Raw genomic sequence first — 15,533 nt, forward strand, 5'->3', positions numbered from 1 at the left:
TCGCGGCGCGCCGAAGGTTTGGTTTGGTCAGGCCGGTCGCTGCTCGGTGGGCTGCTGTGGCGCCGGTGCGGGCTCGTGCCTGATTCCCGGGTCGCTTCGCTCCTGCCCTCCGACGCGCTCCGACGCGATGGGCGTCGGCGCCGGCTTGGCCGCCCCGCTTTGGACGTCGTCGTCCGGCTTCCCGTCCGACTGCATCTCCTTGATCTCCGACTTGAAGATGCGCATCGACTTGCCGAGCGAACGCGCAGCATCGGGGAGCTTCTTAGCGCCGAACAGCAAGACGAACACCGCGATGACGATCAACCAGTGCCACGGTTGTAGACCACCCAATTTGGACACCTCCAGATGTTGGGAGCGAGTCTACTCGCCCTCTCCCGTACTACGGACTTCGTAGGCCTGCAGCGCGGCGACGGCCGAGTCGCGCACCCGGTCAGCCAGGGATCGAGGTTCCAGGACGCGGACCGCCGAACCGAAGCCGAGGACGAACCTCGCCATCCAGCCGTCAGAGGCGTACGTCATCGCCGCCTCGCAGGCGCCATCGGGCAGTTCGCGCAGCACGCGCAGCGGGTAGTAGTCGAACATCCACGCGGCGGACCGGTCGATCAGCAGCGTCGCGGCCGGCAGTGACGGGTCCGCGTCGAACAGCGACGTGTCGGGCCTGGCCTGCACGGCGGGCTCGGGAGGCGCCGACCGCTCGCCGAGCACGCGCGCGTCGACGATGCGGTCGAACCGGAACAGCCTGACTCCCTCAGCGGTGCGGCACCACGCTTCGAGGTAGGTGCGGTCACCGACGAGCACCACGCGGATCGGGTCGACGACGCGGCTCGACAGCGTGTCGTGCGACGCCGAGTAGTAGTCGAGGGTCAGCGCGCGACCGTCCCGTACCGCGGCGCGCACGGCAGCGGCGGCCTGGCTCTCGATCGGTGCCGGCTCGTCGGTCGCGGCATCGGCGCCCTCGCGGGCGCCGGTGGCCGTTCCGGCCGCGGACTCGATCTTCGCGATCGCGCTGCGCGCCGCTTCCGGATCGACGATGCCGGGCACCTCGAGAAGCGCCCGCAGCGCCACCAGGATGCCCGTCGCCTCGGGGGACGTCAGTCGCAGCGGGTGGTCCATCCCGGCCGAGAACGTCACGTCGATCGTGTCACCGGAGAACTCGAAGTCGATGAGATCGCCGGGCCCGTAGCCGGGCAGTCCGCACATCCACAGCTGATCGAGATCCAGGGTGAGCTGTTGCTCGCTCACCCCAAGCTCGGCGGCCGCCTCCGCGCGGGTGATCCTCGGGTTGGCCCGGAGGTACGGGACCATGTTGAGCAGCCGCACCAGGCGGGTCGACACACTACTCATGAGCGATCCGCTCCGCTTCTCGCTGGGCCCTCAAGAACTCACCCCTTCAGCTTGCGCGCGCAGCCGCGCAATTACGTCGTCCCGCAACGACTCCGGCTCCAAGACCACGGCGTCGGCGCCGTAACCCGCGATCTCCCTGGCCAACCGGTCTTGCCTGCCGATGTCGAGCGCGATCTCGTCACCGCTGCGCCCCGCCAGTGTCCTGGCGCTCACCAGCGCGGCCTGTCGCCGCAGCGCTGTACCGCGACCGTCGGCGACCCAGACCCTGGCCTTCGCGCTTGGCGGCAAGTCGGCCACCGCCCGATGGACGATCTCCCTGAGGTCGACGCCGTCGGGCCGGCGCACCGCGCCCTTGGATCCGGTGGCCTTGACGTCGGCATCGATGCGCGACAGCCGGAATGTCCTGGTGGCGTCGCGGGTGCGGTCGTGCCCGACCAGGTACCAGCGGCCGCGGTGGGTGACGACCCCCCACGGCTCCACCGTGCGGTCGGTGTGCGGCTCGCTGCGGGAGGCACGGTGCTTGAACTGGACCGCCTGGCCGGAATCGATCGCGGCCAACAGGATTCCCAGTACGTCCTCCGACCCGCGTAGGCCGGGCATCAACGCCGTCGCGGTGATCGCGCCGCCGGACTCCGGCGCGTCGACGTCCACACCGGCCGCGCGAAGCTTGAGCAGCGCACCCTGGGTGACCGTCACCATCTCCGGCGATTCCCACAGCTGTGTCGCCATGGCGACGGCGGCAGCTTCGTCGGCCGTCAGCTCCACCGGGGGCAGCGCATACGCCTCCCGGTTGATCTTGTAGCCCTCCGTGGGATCGAGCGACGACACCCGCCCCGTCTCCAACGGGATGCCGAGGTCGCGCAACTCGTTCTTGTCGCGCTCGAACATCCGGGAGAACGCCTCGTCACTGGGGCTCTCGGAATACCCGGACACGGTCTCGCGGATGCGTTCGGCGGTGATGAACGTGCGGGTGGACAGGAGCGCGATGACGAGGTTCATCAAGCGCTCTACTTTTGAGATCCCCACCCCTGAGAGCTTAGGGCCCTTCGGGTCCCAGGCCGCGACGGCCCGCGGACTACATGCTGGCGATGAGCCGCTTGACCCGCTCGTCGACGGACCGGAACGGGTCCTTGCACAACACCGTGCGCTGGGCCTGGTCGTTGAGCTTGAGGTGCACCCAGTCGACGGTGAAGTCACGGCCTGCGGCTTGCGCCGCGCTGATGAACTCGCCGCGGAGCTTGGCGCGGGTGGTCTGCGGCGGCTCGTTGACCGCCGCCTCGATGTCCTCGTCGGTGGTGATGCGCGCGGCCAACCCCTTGCGCTGCAGAAGATCGAACACGCCGCGACCGCGCTTGATGTCGTGGTACGCGAGGTCCAGCTGGGCGATCTTGGGATCCGCCAACTCCATGTCGTACCGGTTCTGGTAACGCTCGAACAGCTTCTTCTTGATCACCCAGTCGATCTCGGTGTCGACCTTTGCGAAGTCCTGGCTCTCGACGGCGTCGAGTTGTCGGCCCCACAGATCGACGACCTGCTCGATCTGAGCATTGGGCTCGCGGGTCTGCAGGTGTTCGACGGCGCGGCCGTAGTACTCCCGCTGGATGTCGATGGCACTGGCCTGCCGTCCGCCGGCGAGCCGCACGGGGCGGCGTCCCGTCAGATCGTGGCTGACCTCGCGGATGGCCCGGATCGGATTGTCCAGCGAGAAGTCGCGGAAGGGCACGCCCGCCTCGATCATCTCGAGCACCAGGGCGGCGGTGCCGACCTTGAGCATCGTGGTGGACTCGCACATGTTGGAATCGCCGACGATGACGTGCAGGCGCCGGTACTTCTCGGCGTCGGCATGCGGCTCGTCGCGGGTATTGATAATGGGGCGTGATCGGGTCGTTGCCGAGGAGACGCCCTCCCAGATGTGCTCGGCACGCTGGCTCAGGCAGAACGCCGCGGCCTTGGGCGTCTGCAGCACTTTGCCCGCGCCGCAGATCAATTGGCGCGTGACCAGGAAGGGCAGCAGTACGTCGGAGATCCTGGAGAATTCGCCGGCCCGCACGATGAGGTAGTTCTCGTGGCAGCCGTAAGAGTTGCCCGCAGAGTCGGTGTTGTTCTTGAACAGGTAGATGTCACCACCGATGCCCTCGTCGGCGAGCCGCTGCTCGGCGTCGATGAGCAGGTCCTCCAAAACGCGCTCACCTGCGCGGTCGTGGGTGACGAGCTGAATGAGGCTGTCGCATTCGGCGGTCGCATACTCGGGGTGCGAACCCACGTCGAGATAGAGACGGGCGCCGTTGCGGAGGAACACGTTGGAGCTGCGGCCCCAAGAGACCACGCGCCGGAATAGGTAGCGGGCAACTTCGTCGGGGGACAGGCGCCGGTGGCCGTGGAAAGTGCACGTCACACCGAATTCGGTCTCGATGCCCATGATTCGCCGCTGCACCTCAACGAGCTTACGGGTTACCGGTGCTGCACGTAGTGACACCCGCTGCCATCTCCGTGAACGCAGGCTCTGAACACCTGTGGATGAATCGTGCGAACCCGCCCTCGAATCCGTCAACATCGGGCATGGTGACAATGAGGATGGACGCGGCGGCGGTGCGGGCGCTTGCCGAAAGCGTGCTCGACGGAGCAAATCATCTCGACGCAATCCATTGGCCCGCATTGAGTTCCGAGGGCATGTCCGGCTCCAGCGTGCTGCCGGCCGCGGCGTGTCCGTCGGCCGAGGATCGGCTCGCGGACGTCGTCGCTCACATGCGCACCTGGGCGGCGGCGGCGAGGGCGGCGGCAGGTGCGGTCCAACTGGCCGAGGAACAACAGGCCGGCCGCCTCGGCGCGCCACGATGAGTCGGCCGACCCTGACCCAGGCGTCGCAGTGGCGACCAGAGGCGCTCCGAAGACTGGCGGACTCCTGGGACGAGACCGCGCGCGTCATTCACGCCCACGTCGTCGCGGCTTCGCGCGCCGGGCAGGACACTGGGCCGGTGTGGGCGGGGGCCAGCGGCGACGCGGCGCGCCACGACGCCAAGGCCTTCGCAGTGAACGGTGACGCCGTTGCGCGGGCGCTGGTGCTGGCGGCCGTCGCCGCGCGCGACGGAGCCGAGCAGATCACCGTCGCGAAGTCGGACGTCGCGGCGCGTGTCGACGTCGCACGTGCGGAGGGCTTCCTGGTCGGCGACGACGGATCCGTCGTACCGGACGCCGCGCCGTCGACCCTGCTGATCACGTTGTCCGGCAACGACGTCGGAGTCGCCGCACAGATGCTCGTCGGGCGGGCCACCGTACTGTCCGGACAGATCGCCGACGGACTCGACCGGCTCGGCAACGCCGACGATGACGCCGCCCTGGACATCCGGGAGGCTCTCCAGTCAGTGAGCCGCACCGCAGACACCGCGTTGGGCAACACCGATGGAGTCCCATGGGACGTGCGCATCGGGGCCAACCGCACGAACATCGCGCAGGCGATCGTCGAGCACCTCGGTGACCGCACTGCCTCCGGCCGCAACGGCTTCTACCGAGGCCTGCTCGGAGAGGTCGACGACCCTGCGGGCAGTGGGCAGCGCATCGATCGCAAAATCCTGGCGTTCGATCCCGGTCGAGACTCGCTGGTGGAGCTCAACGGCGAGCTCGGCGTCGCCACCAGCGTCGCGGTGCTGGTGCCGGGCATGAACACCACGATCGAGGGCTCCGCCGCCAACACCAGGACGGCTCGGCAGCTGGTGTCCGCGACGCGGGGCGAAGTCGCCGCGATCACCTACCTCGGCGGCCCCTTTCCTGAGGACGGCTCGATGGTGGGTGCGCTCGTCGAGGCGGCCAGCCCGCGTTTCGCGATGGACATGGCGCCGCGGCTGGTCGCGTTCAGTCGCGACGTCGACGCGGCCGTGGACGCGACCGGCCTGGCCATCCCGGTGACGTACGTCGGTCACTCCTACGGCGGGGCGATCCTCGGCACGGCGGAGGCCATGGGACTGACGGCCGACAGGACGCTGTACGCCGCCGCGGCGGGTGCGGGCCTCGGAGTCGAGGGCCCCGAAGACTGGCACAATCGCAACCCCGACGTGCTGCGCTTCTCGATTACCGCGCCGGGAGATCCCATCCAGCTCGTCCAGGGCATCCCCGGTGGCCCACACGGCGCCGACCCCGACGAGATGCCCGGGGTAATCCACTTGGCGACAGGGCGTTACGACGACGGGCGCCTGATGGCCGGCCCCCGCGCTCACACCGACGTGGTGAACGCCACGGGGTCGGATGCCTGGCGCAACGTGCTTGCGGTCATCACGGGAGACAGGGCGCACATCGTGCTGGCCGGCTGAAGGCCGGCGGGAGCCGCCGGGGGCTACGCTCGGCCAAGGTCATCACGCTTAAGGAGAATCCGATGGGCTTCAACCCAAAAGACGCGATCGAGTCGGTGAAGGACATCGCGACGAACGCCGTCGAGAGGTCGGCAGACATCGTCGACAGTGCAGGCCACATCCTCAAGGGTGACATCTCCGCGGGAGTGGAGGGCATCGTGCAGAGTTCGATCGACATCGCCACCTATTCGGTCGAAAAGGTCAGGGAGATCGTCACCGGCAGAGACGACGGGTTCGACGAGCCAACCGACTGACCGATCCCTGTGGTGTCAGGCCTGGCTGGAACCCATGGAACACCATCTGCGCGAACAGAATTCACACCGCTGAGCGCAGCCCATCCAGCACGAACCCGAGATGGCGGCGCCAGACCGCGTCATCACCACCTGACATCGAGATCACCTTCGACATCGCACACACCAGCGTTGCCAGGTCGGCGGGACCGAAGTCGAGCCGCAACGCCCCGGCGTCCCGTGCCCGCTGCGCCACGGCATCCAACACACCCCCGGCCCTGCCGCACTCCGCGGCAACGTCGACGGCGCCCACCGGACTGCGGGCTATCGCCTCGTTCATGGCGCGATCCCTGGTTTGCATGACGAATACGCCATCGAGGAACTGGACGAACCCGTGCCAGACATCCGGGTCGGCGGCCGCCGCCTGGGCCAGTACGTCGAACGCGGCCAGCCGATCCGGCAGCACCGCGTCGAGAAGCGCACCACGGTTCGCAAAGTGGTTGTACAGGGTGCCGATGCTCACGCCTGCGCGCCGTGCCACCTCGTCGAGCGGCACGTCCACCCCGCGTTCGGCGAACAACGCCGCCGCCGCAGCCGTCAGCCGGTTGCGGTTGCGCACCGCATCGGCACGCATGGCACCAGGCACGGTTCGATGATACCTAAGTTGAGCCCTGCCTCATGTTGTACTACTAAGTTGAGTATGACCTCAACTTCTGCCCGCCCCATTCTCGTAGTCGTCGGCGCCGGACCCGGCCTCGGTTTGTCGGTGGCCCACCGCTTCGGGTCCGAGGGCTACGCCGTCGCCCTGATCTCCCGCTCCGCCGACCGGCACGGCGACTATCTCCGTTCACTCGCGGACGCGGGCGTCGAGGCCGCGGCGTGGGCTATTACGGACCCGCGGCGGCGGCGCCACTGGCCGGCATCACCGAACTCGCGACGACCGCCCTACTGAGCGTGGTGCCCGCGGTGGACTTCGCGTCGTCGCTGCCGCCCGAACTGACGAGCCGCTGCACCGTCGTCAACGCGCTGCCGGCTTAGCTGCCGGATTCCGGTCCCGGCTCTGATTCGTCGACCGGGAGAAGCGCTTCCAACGCCGAACCCGTGATGCGCCGGAACGCGCGCCGCGGGCGATTGGCGTCCATGATCGCGATCTCCAGTGTGGCGGGCCCCAGTGTGCGGGGTTCGGCTCCAGCGCCGGTGCCGGTGCCGGTGCCGACGCCGGCCGCGATACCTGCCCTGAGCGCGCCGACGGCAATCTTCGCGGCCTCACTCAGGCTGGCGTTCTCCTTGAAGGAGTCGTTCAGCGCGGTGATGATCGGTTCCGTGGTTCCGCCCATGACGACGAAGTGCGGTTCGTCGGCGATGGAGCCGTCATAGGTGATCCGATACAACTCCGGCGGTTTGGTCTCGCCGTAGTGCGCCACCTCGGCAACGCAGAGCTCGACCTCGTAGGGCTTGGCCTGCTCGGTGAAGATCGTTCCAAGCGCCTGCGCGTACCTGTTGGCGAGCTGGCGGCCGGTGACGTCGCGGCGGGAATAGGCGTAACCCTGGCTGTCGGCGAGCTGGATACCGCCGCGACGCAGGTTGTCGAACTCGTTGAACCGGCCGACGGCGGCGAAGCCGACGCGGTCATACAGTTCGGAGACCTTCTGCAGCGATCGCGAGGGGTTCTCGGCGACGAACAGAACACCGCCGGAGTAGGCCAGCGCGATCACACTTCGGCCCCGGGAGATGCCCTTGCGCGCGAGCTCGGAACGCTCGCGCATCGCCTGTTCAGGCGATATGAAGTACGGGAAGCTCACAGGTCCACTTTCCCAGCGTCAGTACCGTCGTCAGGGCCGAACGTGTCGGCACGGGAGCGGTTTTCGATCACCTCACGCGCCAGCTGGGCGATGCGCTCCTCCGCGATCTCCTCGGCCCCCTCGGCCCCGATGACCACGGCCGTCGGGTAGATACCACGCACCAGGTCGGGTCCGCCCGTCGCCGAGTCGTCGTCCGCTGCGTCGTAGAGGGCTTCGATGGCGACTGCCAGAGCTGAGTCGGCCCCGGTCACCCGGGGGTACAGCTTCTTGATCGATGACTTCGCGAAGATCGAGCCCGACCCCACCGACTGGTAGCCCTCGAGCTCGACGTTCCAGCCGCCCGCCGCGTCGAACGACACGATGCGTCCGGCCGCCTGCGGGTCGGGATCGTCGAGGTCGTAGCCCACCAGCAACGGCAGGGCCACGAAGCCCTGCAGTGCCGCACCGAGGTTGCCGCGCACCATGATCGCCAACCGGTTCACCTTGCCCGCGAACGTCAGTGCGACGCCCTCGAGCTTCTCGTAATGCTCCAGTTCGACGGCATACAACCTCGCGAACTCCACGGCGATGGCCGCCGTGCCCGCGATGCCGGTCGCGGTGTAGTCATCGGTGACGTAGACCTTCTGCACGTCGCGGCCGGCGATCATGTTGCCCTGGGTCGACCGACGATCGCCCGCGATCAGCACACCGCCGGAGAACTTGAGCGCGACGATCGTGGTGCCGTGGGGCAGCGCATTGCTGACCGTGATGTCATCGGCCCTCGCGCCCACCGGCAGCAGATGCGGAGCCTGTCGGCGCAAGAGTTCAGAGAACGACGACGTGTCCATCGATAGGGAATGCGCTCCGGGGGCTCCCGGCATCTGTGGGGTAGGTGACAGCCGATCGTTATGCGGCCAGGTCACTGTCCGCCCTTTTGGACGTACGCGCGAACGAAGTCCTCGGCGTTCTCTTCGAGCACGTCGTCGATCTCGTCGAGCAGATCGTCGGTCTCTTCGGTGAGCTTCTCACGACGCTCCTGGCCAGCGGCAGTACTGCCGGTGGCTTCGTCGTCATCGCCGCCGCCACCACCACGCTTGGTCTGCTCCTGAGCCATCGCTGCCTCCTGCTTGTCTTCAGCGGACTCACAGGGCCCGCCGGTTCTTCCACACTACCGGTCGACCGCCGGAATGCCGGTTGTCAGGTGGTGAGCTGCGCGACGAGTTCCGCGGCGCTGTGCACGGAATCGAGCAGTGCTCCCACGTGGGCTTTGCTCCCCCGCAACGGTTCCAGGGTTGGAATCCTCACGAGCGAGTCGCCACCCAGGTCGAAGATCACCGAATCCCAGCTGGCCGCGGCGATGTCCGCGCCGAATCTGCGCAGGCACTCGCCGCGGAAGTACGCGCGTGTGTCGGTGGGCGGGTTGTCCACGGCGTCGAGGACCTGCTGCTCGGCGACCAGGCGCTTCATCGAACCCCGCGCCACCAGCCGGTTGTAGAGGCCCTTGTCGAGTCGGACGTCGGAGTACTGCAGGTCGACGAGATGCAGCCGGGGCGCCGACCAGCCGAGGTTCTCCCGCTGCCGGAAGCCCTCGAGGAGCCGCAGCTTGGCGGGCCAGTCGAGGATCTCCGAGCATTCCATCGGGTCCCGCTCGAGCAGATCGAGCACGTTCGCCCACGTTTCGACGACGCGGCTGGCGGCCGGGTCGGGGTCGCGCGAATCGACGAGTTTGGCCACCCGGTCGAGGTAGATGCGTTGCAGCGCAAGGGCGGTCAGCTCACGCCCATCGGAAAGGGCGATGGTCGCGCGCAGCGACGGGTCACGGCTGACCACGTGTACGGCGTGGACGGGACGGGCCAGCGCGAGATCGGTGAGGTCGACCCCCTCCTCGATGAGATCGAGCACCAGCGACGTGGTCCCGACCTTGAGATAGGTCGATGTCTCGGCGAGGTTGGCATCGCCGATGATGACGTGCAGCCGCCGGTACTTGTCGGCATCGGCGTGCGGCTCGTCGCGAGTGTTGATGATGCCGCGCTTGAGCGTGGTCTCAAGGCCGACCTCGACCTCGATGTAGTCGGCACGCTGCGTCAGCTGGAATCCGGGTTCGTCACCGGACGGACCGATGCCGACGCGCCCCGAACCCGTGACGACCTGGCGCGACACCAGGAACGGGGTGAGGCCCGCGATGACGGCGGAGAACGGGGTCTGCCTGCTCATCAAGTAGTTCTCGTGCGATCCGTACGACGCACCCTTGCCGTCGACGTTGTTCTTGTACAGCTGCAGCTTGGCCGCACCGGGCACGCTCGCGACGTGGCGCGCCGCCGCCTCCATCACCCGTTCTCCCGCCTTGTCCCAGATCACCGCGTCCAGCGGATCGGTCACTTCGGGCGCCGAGTACTCCGGATGGGCATGGTCGACGTAGAGCCGCGCGCCGTTGGTCAGGATCATGTTGGCCGCCCCGACCTCGTCGGCGTCCACGATCGGTGGCGGCCCGCTGGCGCGGCTCAGGTCGAACCCCCTGGCGTCGCGCAGCGGCGACTCCACCTCGTAGTCCCACCGAGTCCGCTTGGCCCGCTGGATCCCGGCTGCCGCCGCATAGGCGAGAACCGCCTGCGTCGACGTCAAGATCGGATTCGCGGCCGGATCGGACGGCGACGAAATACCGTATTCGACCTCGGTACCGATGATCCGTTGCATGGCCACAGCCTAGGGGACGGTCGCGGGAGGCGGTCACGGCCCATGGTTGCGGTTTGGGACCTTTGGTTGGTCAACTAACGCCGTGCCTGAGCCCGCGGACCGCGTCGCCGCCGAGACCTGGTTCCTGCAGCGCGGTTTGCCTTCGGTGCTCACCCGGCGCGCGCGGTGGCGCCGGCTGTGGCGCCGTTCGGCGCCGGTGATGGCGGGCGGCTCGACGCTGGTGGTCTCGATCGGCGTCGTCACGTGGGCGGCGGGCGGCCGGACGATCGACATCGACGACGACCCGTCGACGTTGGAGTGGGTCATCCTGGCCATGTTGGCCGCGACGGTCCCACTGCTGCTGGCGCTCGCCTGGCTGGTGTCTCGTGTCGAGAGCGCACCTCGCCGCTCGACAATCGCCACGGTGTCCGTCATCGCGGCATTCCTGGCGGACCTGCTGAGCGGGTCCATCGGCACGAAGGCCGAGAGCCTGTTCAACACAGCGCTTTTCATCGCCGCGATCCTGCTGCTGACGGGACTCGGCCTCGGATCGGTGCTCGGGTGGGCGTTGCGGCTGACGGCGTCGAATCTGGCGAGCGCGGGCGCGTTGGTCGCCAGGGCACTGCCGGTCGTCCTGCTCACCGTGCTGGTGTTCTTCAACGGCTACGTCTGGTCGATGGCGACCAAGATCGGCCGCGACCGCATGTGGCTGGTGATCGGTTTCATGGCGCTGATCGCCGTCGCCTTCCTCTTCGGCGGCGTGATCGAGCGCGCGCGACCAGTGCTGGAGGGCAGGAGTACCCGCGAACCCGACGCCGGGCGTCTCGCCGACAGCCCGTTCGCCGCGATGCCCGACCCGGAGGTGGGCGACGCGTTGCGCCGCGGGGAACGGGCCAACGTGATCTTCGTCGTGATGGCGTCTCAGATCACCCAGATCGCGACCGTCGCCGTCGTGACGGCGGCGATCTTCTTCGTACTGGGACTGCTGGTGCTCAGTCCGGAGGTCCTCGCGATGTGGACCGCCAACGGGTCCGATCAGGGCATCTGGTTCGGCATGACGCTGCCGGTTCCGCAGGCGCTGATCCACGTCACGATGTTCCTGGGAGCGTTGACCTTCATGTATGTCAGCGCCCGCGCGGTCGGCGACGGCGAGTACCGCAAGGAGTTCCTCGACCCGTTGGTCGACGACCTGCGCCTGACCCTCGTTGCCCGCAATCGCTACCGCGCGCACGTCGAGGAAGGTCATTGATCCATTGGCCCAGCGAGTTCGCTCGCCATGACGGCCACCGGTCCCTCACAATGTTTGCCGTGCCCGATGTCCAGTAGGTCCATGAGTGTTTCCTGCATCGCGGCCTGCCCCTCGTGCTCACCCGCCGCGTCCGCTCGCGCGACCTCGTCGCACGATCGGCCCCGATGGTCAGCGGAGTCGGCGCGCTCACCGCCGCGACGATGCTGCTGGCCGACCTCACCGGCGGCACCTCAGATTACGGCTACGTGCTGCGCCTGGGGATCATCGCCGTAACCCTCGTCGCCGCGCCCTTCGCGCTGTACGTTCTGCACCGCAGCAACACGACGCGCGGCGAAGCCGGCCGTCGAACGGCGGCGCTCCTGGTGATGGCGATCTTCGTCGTGGTGATGCCGGTGACCGTGAGCGGCTGGTCGGCGGCCGCAGCGGCCGAGGCGCCCACCTTCGTCGTCATCACCCTGCTGGCGATCTGGCTCACCTGCATCGGGTTCGGGTCGATCGCGGGATGGGCATTCCGGTTCGCCTGGGTGCAGTTGGGCGCACGGGGAACGCTGATGAGCCGGGCCCTGCCGCTGCTGATGCTGACCGTGGTCGTTTACTTCACCGGTGAATTGTGGCAGCTCGCCGTACGCATGACGCGCCAAAGACTCTGGCAGGTAATCGGTTTCCTGGCGCTGGTCGCCCTGGTCTTCGTCGTGACCACCATTCGCGACGAGGTGCGCGCACTCCGCGACGACAGAGCGGAGCGCAACGACCCGGCCAGTCTGCTCGCGGGTACGCCGCTGGCCCTCTCAGCGAGCGAGCCGATCCCCCGCACCGACCTGTCGCGCGCCGAGCAGATCAACGTCGTCGCCGTGATGGTGGTGGCCCAGGCCATCCAGGTCGTGTTCTTCACCGCTGGCCTCTTCGCGTTCTTCCTGGCCCTCGGCATCATCGCGATCCCCGACGACGTCGCGGTGCTGTGGTCCGCCGAGCAGTCCTGCGCGGTGGGTCAACCACCATGTGCGGGAACGTGGTTCGGCGTCCACATCCCGATCCCGCAAACCGTCGTGCACATGTCGTTGTTCGTCGCGGTGCTGTCCGGTCTCTACTTCACCGTCAGCACCAGCGTCGACCCGCTGTACCGGCAGCGCTTCTTCGATCCGCTGATCGCCGACGTGGCGGTGAGCCTCGCGGGAAGGGACGCCTACCTGCGGCTCGAACTGGAGGAACCGCGGGAGGCGGCCTAGCGCTGCCCGGCAGGTCGCACAATGATCTCGTTGACGTCGACGTCGGGTGGCTGGCCGATCGCATACGAGATGGCCGAGGCGATCGCGTCTGCCGGAATGGCGACGGCGCGGTAGCTGCGCATGGCCTCCTTGGCGGTGGGATCGCTGATGATGTCGGCGAGTTCGGACTCAACGACACCGGGCGAGATGGTGGTGACGCGGATGCTCGGGTCGCTTTCCTGGCGCAGTCCTTCGGTGATCGCCCACGCCGCGTACTTGCTGGCGCAGTAGACCGCACCGGTCGCGACGACCTCGTGCGCCCCGATCGACGCGACCGTGACGAAGTGGCCACCGCCCTGGCTGGTGAACTGAGGCAAGGCGGCGGCGATGCCGTGCAGCAGACCCCTGATGTTGACGTCGATCATCTGGTTCCACTCATCGACGAGCAGCGCGTCGAGTCGCGACAGTGGCATGACGCCTGCGTTGTTGACGAAGACGTCCACGGTGCCGAATTCCGCAACCACACCATCGACGAGCTCCTTGACGTCGTCGCGGTCCGTCACGTCGACAGCCCGCGCGACGGCGGTCCCGCCACCGGCGGTGATCCGCTCCGCCGCGTCGTCGAGACGATCCGTCCGTCGGGCCGCGAGCACCACCCGGTAACCCTCGGCTCCGAGATGCAGTGCGGTCGCCTGGCCGATCCCGCTGCTGGCACCCGTGATGACGACAACCTCATTGGCCATCATCACAATATAGAACCGCTTAGAGGTACTGGCCCAGGTTCGATTCGGTATCGATGGCCCGCGACGCACTCGACGACTTGCCGGTGACGAGGGTGCGAATGTAGACGATCCGCTCCCCCTTCTTGCCCGAGATCCTGGCCCAGTCATCGGGGTTGGTGGTGTTGGGCAGATCCTCGTTCTCGGCGAACTCGTCGACGATCGAGTCGAGCAGGTGCTGGATGCGCAGCCCGTGCTGACCGTATTCGAGCACCGACTTGATCGCATACTTCTTGGCGCGATCGACGACGTTCTGGATCATGGCGCCGGAATTGAAGTCCTTGAAGTACATGACTTCCTTGTCACCGTTGGCGTAGGTGACCTCCAGGAACCGGTTGTCGTCGATCTCGGCGTACATCCGGTCGACGATCTTCTCGATCATCGTCTTGATCGTCAGTGCGCGATCGCCGCCGAACTCGTCGAGGTCGTCGCTGTTCACGGGCAGGTTCTCGGTGAGGTACTTGCTGAAGATGTCTTGCGCTGCTTCAGCGTCGGGCCGCTCGATCTTGATCTTGACGTCCAGGCGGCCGGGCCGCAGGATCGCCGGGTCGATCATGTCCTCACGGTTGGAGGCGCCGATCACGATCACGTTCTCCAGGCCCTCGACGCCATCGATCTCACTCAGGAGCTGTGGGACGACGGTGGTCTCGACGTCCGAGCTGACGCCCGTACCGCGGGTGCGGAAGATCGAGTCCATCTCGTCGAAGAACACGATCACCGGGGTGCCCTCGGACGCCTTCTCACGGGCCCGCTGGAAGATGAGCCGGATGTGGCGTTCGGTCTCACCAACGAACTTGTTCAGAAGCTCCGGGCCCTTGATGTTGAGGAAGTACGACTTGGCCTCGCGGGCGTCCTCCCCGCGCACTTCTGCCATCTTCTTGGCCAGCGAGTTGGCCACGGCCTTGGCGATCAGAGTCTTGCCGCAACCGGGAGGGCCGTACAACAGCACACCCTTGGGTGGCCGCAGGGAGTACTCGCGGTAGAGGTCCTTGTGCAGGAACGGCAGCTCCACCGCGTCGCGGATCTGCTCGATCTGACGGGTCAGGCCACCGATGTCGTGGTAGCTGACGTCGGGCACCTCCTCGAGCACGAGGTCCTCGACCTCGGCCTTGGGGATGCGCTCGAAGGCGTAACCGGCCTTCGTGTCGACGAGCAGGGAGTCACCGGGCCGCAGCTTGCGGGGACGAAGGTCGTCGTCGACGCCTTCATCGACCTGCGACGGCAGGTCCTCGATGGCCACCAGCGGTTCGGCGAGCCAGACGATCCGTTCCTCGTCGGCGTGTCCGACGACAAGCGCCCGATGGCCGTCGTTCAGAATCTCGCGCAGCGTCGAGATCTCGCCGACCGCTTCGAACTTGCCTGCCTCGACCACGGTCAAGGCCTCGTTGAGACGAACCGTCTGGCCCTGCTTGAGTTCCTTGACCTCGATGTTCGGCGAGCAGGTCAGCCGCATCTTGCGGCCGGACGTGAACACGTCGACGGTGTCGTCCTCGTGGGCGAGCAACAGCACGCCGTAGCCACTGGGCGGCTGTCCGAGGCGGTCGACCTCTTCGCGGAGCGCCAGCAACTGCTGACGAGCCTCCTTGAGGGTGTCCATCAACTTGGCGTTGCGCGCTGCAAGGGAGTCAATGCGCGTCTCGAGCTGGTGGACGTCTCGCGCACTGCGAAGGCCACTGTCCGGCCCTACCGCCTGCTCCAATTGTTCGCGAAGCGCGGCAGCTTCACGACGCAGTTCTTCCAACTCGGCAGCGTCCTCGCTGGACATGGGCTCTGACTCACTCATGTTGCGCCCCTCCCCGCACCGGAAGTTGGTGCAGTAACAACATCAAAGCTACCGGCGATTCAGCCTTTGTGTGTGGTGTAGGGATTCGACACACCAGCGACACTTGTTAACCTGATGCTTGAGTTCGGCCAATCGAAAGGAAAGAC

At 67.3% G+C, this 15,533-nt stretch carries 17 protein-coding genes; 6 read left to right on the top strand and 11 right to left on the bottom strand.

Going from position 1 to position 15,533, the window contains the following annotated elements; genetic code table 11:
• Positions 1–27: 27 nt before the first annotated feature.
• The 4 genes from tatA to pafA are packed head-to-tail and all read right to left on the bottom strand — an operon-like array spanning position 28 to position 3,778.
• Complete coding sequence (gene tatA, locus QOI01_RS34205; RefSeq protein WP_526388400.1) at positions 28–330, bottom strand: Sec-independent protein translocase subunit TatA; 303 nt, start codon at positions 328–330, stop codon at positions 28–30.
• A gap of 30 nt (positions 331–360) precedes the next feature.
• Entirely contained in the window at positions 361–1,344 is a 984-nt protein-coding gene (locus tag QOI01_RS34210; RefSeq protein ID WP_526388367.1) for a helix-turn-helix transcriptional regulator, read from the bottom strand.
• Positions 1,345–1,374: 30 nt separating this feature from the next.
• Positions 1,375–2,370, bottom strand: coding sequence for a helix-turn-helix transcriptional regulator (locus QOI01_RS34215; protein ID WP_526388368.1), 996 nt, complete (start codon positions 2,368–2,370; stop codon positions 1,375–1,377).
• 49 nt (positions 2,371–2,419) lie between these two features.
• Positions 2,420–3,778 carry a Pup--protein ligase gene (gene pafA, locus QOI01_RS34220; protein ID WP_526388370.1) on the bottom strand — a complete coding sequence of 453 codons (1,359 nt, stop codon included), beginning with the start codon at positions 3,776–3,778 and terminating at the stop codon, positions 2,420–2,422.
• A 125-nt stretch (positions 3,779–3,903) separates the two neighbouring features.
• Here pafA and QOI01_RS34225 point away from each other — a divergent pair, with 125 nt between their 5' ends.
• The 3 genes from QOI01_RS34225 (at position 3,904) to QOI01_RS34235 (ending at position 5,941) form a co-directional block, all read left to right on the top strand.
• Positions 3,904–4,182: a DUF7162 family protein gene (locus tag QOI01_RS34225; RefSeq protein WP_526388372.1), complete on the top strand. Its 279-nt coding sequence runs from the start codon at positions 3,904–3,906 to the stop codon at positions 4,180–4,182.
• On the top strand, positions 4,179–5,648 hold the full coding sequence (locus QOI01_RS34230) for an alpha/beta hydrolase (RefSeq protein WP_526388374.1): 1,470 nt from the start codon (positions 4,179–4,181) through the stop codon (positions 5,646–5,648). Before QOI01_RS34225 ends, QOI01_RS34230 begins: the two co-directional genes overlap by 4 nt.
• Before the next feature lie 62 nt (positions 5,649–5,710).
• The gene (locus QOI01_RS34235) at positions 5,711–5,941 is read left to right on the top strand and encodes an Rv1893 family protein (RefSeq protein ID WP_526388376.1); all 231 of its coding nucleotides are present in this window, start codon (positions 5,711–5,713) and stop codon (positions 5,939–5,941) included.
• Between the two features lie 61 nt (positions 5,942–6,002).
• On the opposite strand, the gene QOI01_RS34240 is transcribed toward QOI01_RS34235, so the two are convergent.
• Positions 6,003–6,563, bottom strand: a complete 561-nt coding sequence (locus QOI01_RS34240; protein ID WP_526388378.1) for a TetR/AcrR family transcriptional regulator — start codon at positions 6,561–6,563, stop codon at positions 6,003–6,005.
• Positions 6,564–6,796: 233 nt separating this feature from the next.
• On the opposite strand from QOI01_RS34240, the gene QOI01_RS34245 reads away from it, so the two are divergent.
• A complete protein-coding gene (locus tag QOI01_RS34245) occupies positions 6,797–6,955 on the top strand; it encodes a hypothetical protein (RefSeq protein WP_526388380.1) in 159 nt (52 codons plus the stop codon).
• Here the strand turns inward: QOI01_RS34245 and prcA are convergent.
• The 4 genes from prcA to dop all read right to left on the bottom strand — a co-directional run bounded on the left by prcA (position 6,952) and on the right by dop (position 10,392).
• A complete protein-coding gene (prcA, locus tag QOI01_RS34250) occupies positions 6,952–7,719 on the bottom strand; it encodes a proteasome subunit alpha (protein WP_526388382.1) in 768 nt (255 codons plus the stop codon). The two genes, QOI01_RS34245 and prcA, sit on opposite strands and share 4 nt — an antisense overlap.
• Positions 7,716–8,621 (bottom strand): proteasome subunit beta, encoded by a 906-nt coding sequence (prcB, locus tag QOI01_RS34255; RefSeq protein ID WP_526388384.1) that lies wholly within the window; start codon positions 8,619–8,621, stop codon positions 7,716–7,718. The genes prcA and prcB overlap by 4 nt, the downstream gene beginning before the upstream one ends.
• Positions 8,618–8,812: a ubiquitin-like protein Pup gene (locus QOI01_RS34260; RefSeq protein WP_526388386.1), complete on the bottom strand. Its 195-nt coding sequence runs from the start codon at positions 8,810–8,812 to the stop codon at positions 8,618–8,620. The genes prcB and QOI01_RS34260 overlap by 4 nt, the downstream gene beginning before the upstream one ends.
• 83 nt (positions 8,813–8,895) lie before the next feature.
• Complete coding sequence (gene dop / locus QOI01_RS34265; RefSeq protein ID WP_526388388.1) at positions 8,896–10,392, bottom strand: depupylase/deamidase Dop; 1,497 nt, start codon at positions 10,390–10,392, stop codon at positions 8,896–8,898.
• Between the two features lie 82 nt (positions 10,393–10,474).
• Here dop and QOI01_RS34270 point away from each other — a divergent pair, with 82 nt between their 5' ends.
• The gene (locus QOI01_RS34270) at positions 10,475–11,620 is read left to right on the top strand and encodes a hypothetical protein (protein ID WP_526388390.1); all 1,146 of its coding nucleotides are present in this window, start codon (positions 10,475–10,477) and stop codon (positions 11,618–11,620) included.
• A gap of 164 nt (positions 11,621–11,784) precedes the next feature.
• Positions 11,785–12,846 (top strand): hypothetical protein, encoded by a 1,062-nt coding sequence (locus QOI01_RS34275; protein ID WP_526388392.1) that lies wholly within the window; start codon positions 11,785–11,787, stop codon positions 12,844–12,846.
• Here QOI01_RS34275 and QOI01_RS34280 read toward each other — a convergent pair.
• Both QOI01_RS34280 and arc read right to left on the bottom strand, forming a co-directional pair.
• Positions 12,843–13,571 (bottom strand): SDR family oxidoreductase, encoded by a 729-nt coding sequence (locus tag QOI01_RS34280; RefSeq protein ID WP_526388394.1) that lies wholly within the window; start codon positions 13,569–13,571, stop codon positions 12,843–12,845. The two genes, QOI01_RS34275 and QOI01_RS34280, sit on opposite strands and share 4 nt — an antisense overlap.
• A 16-nt stretch (positions 13,572–13,587) precedes the next feature.
• Entirely contained in the window at positions 13,588–15,387 is a 1,800-nt protein-coding gene (gene arc, locus QOI01_RS34285; protein WP_526388396.1) for a proteasome ATPase, read from the bottom strand.
• Positions 15,388–15,533: the final 146 nt, after the last annotated feature.

Source organism: Mycobacterium sp. (assembly GCF_032162605.1).
Classification (GTDB): Bacteria; Actinomycetota; Actinomycetes; order Mycobacteriales; family Mycobacteriaceae; genus Mycobacterium.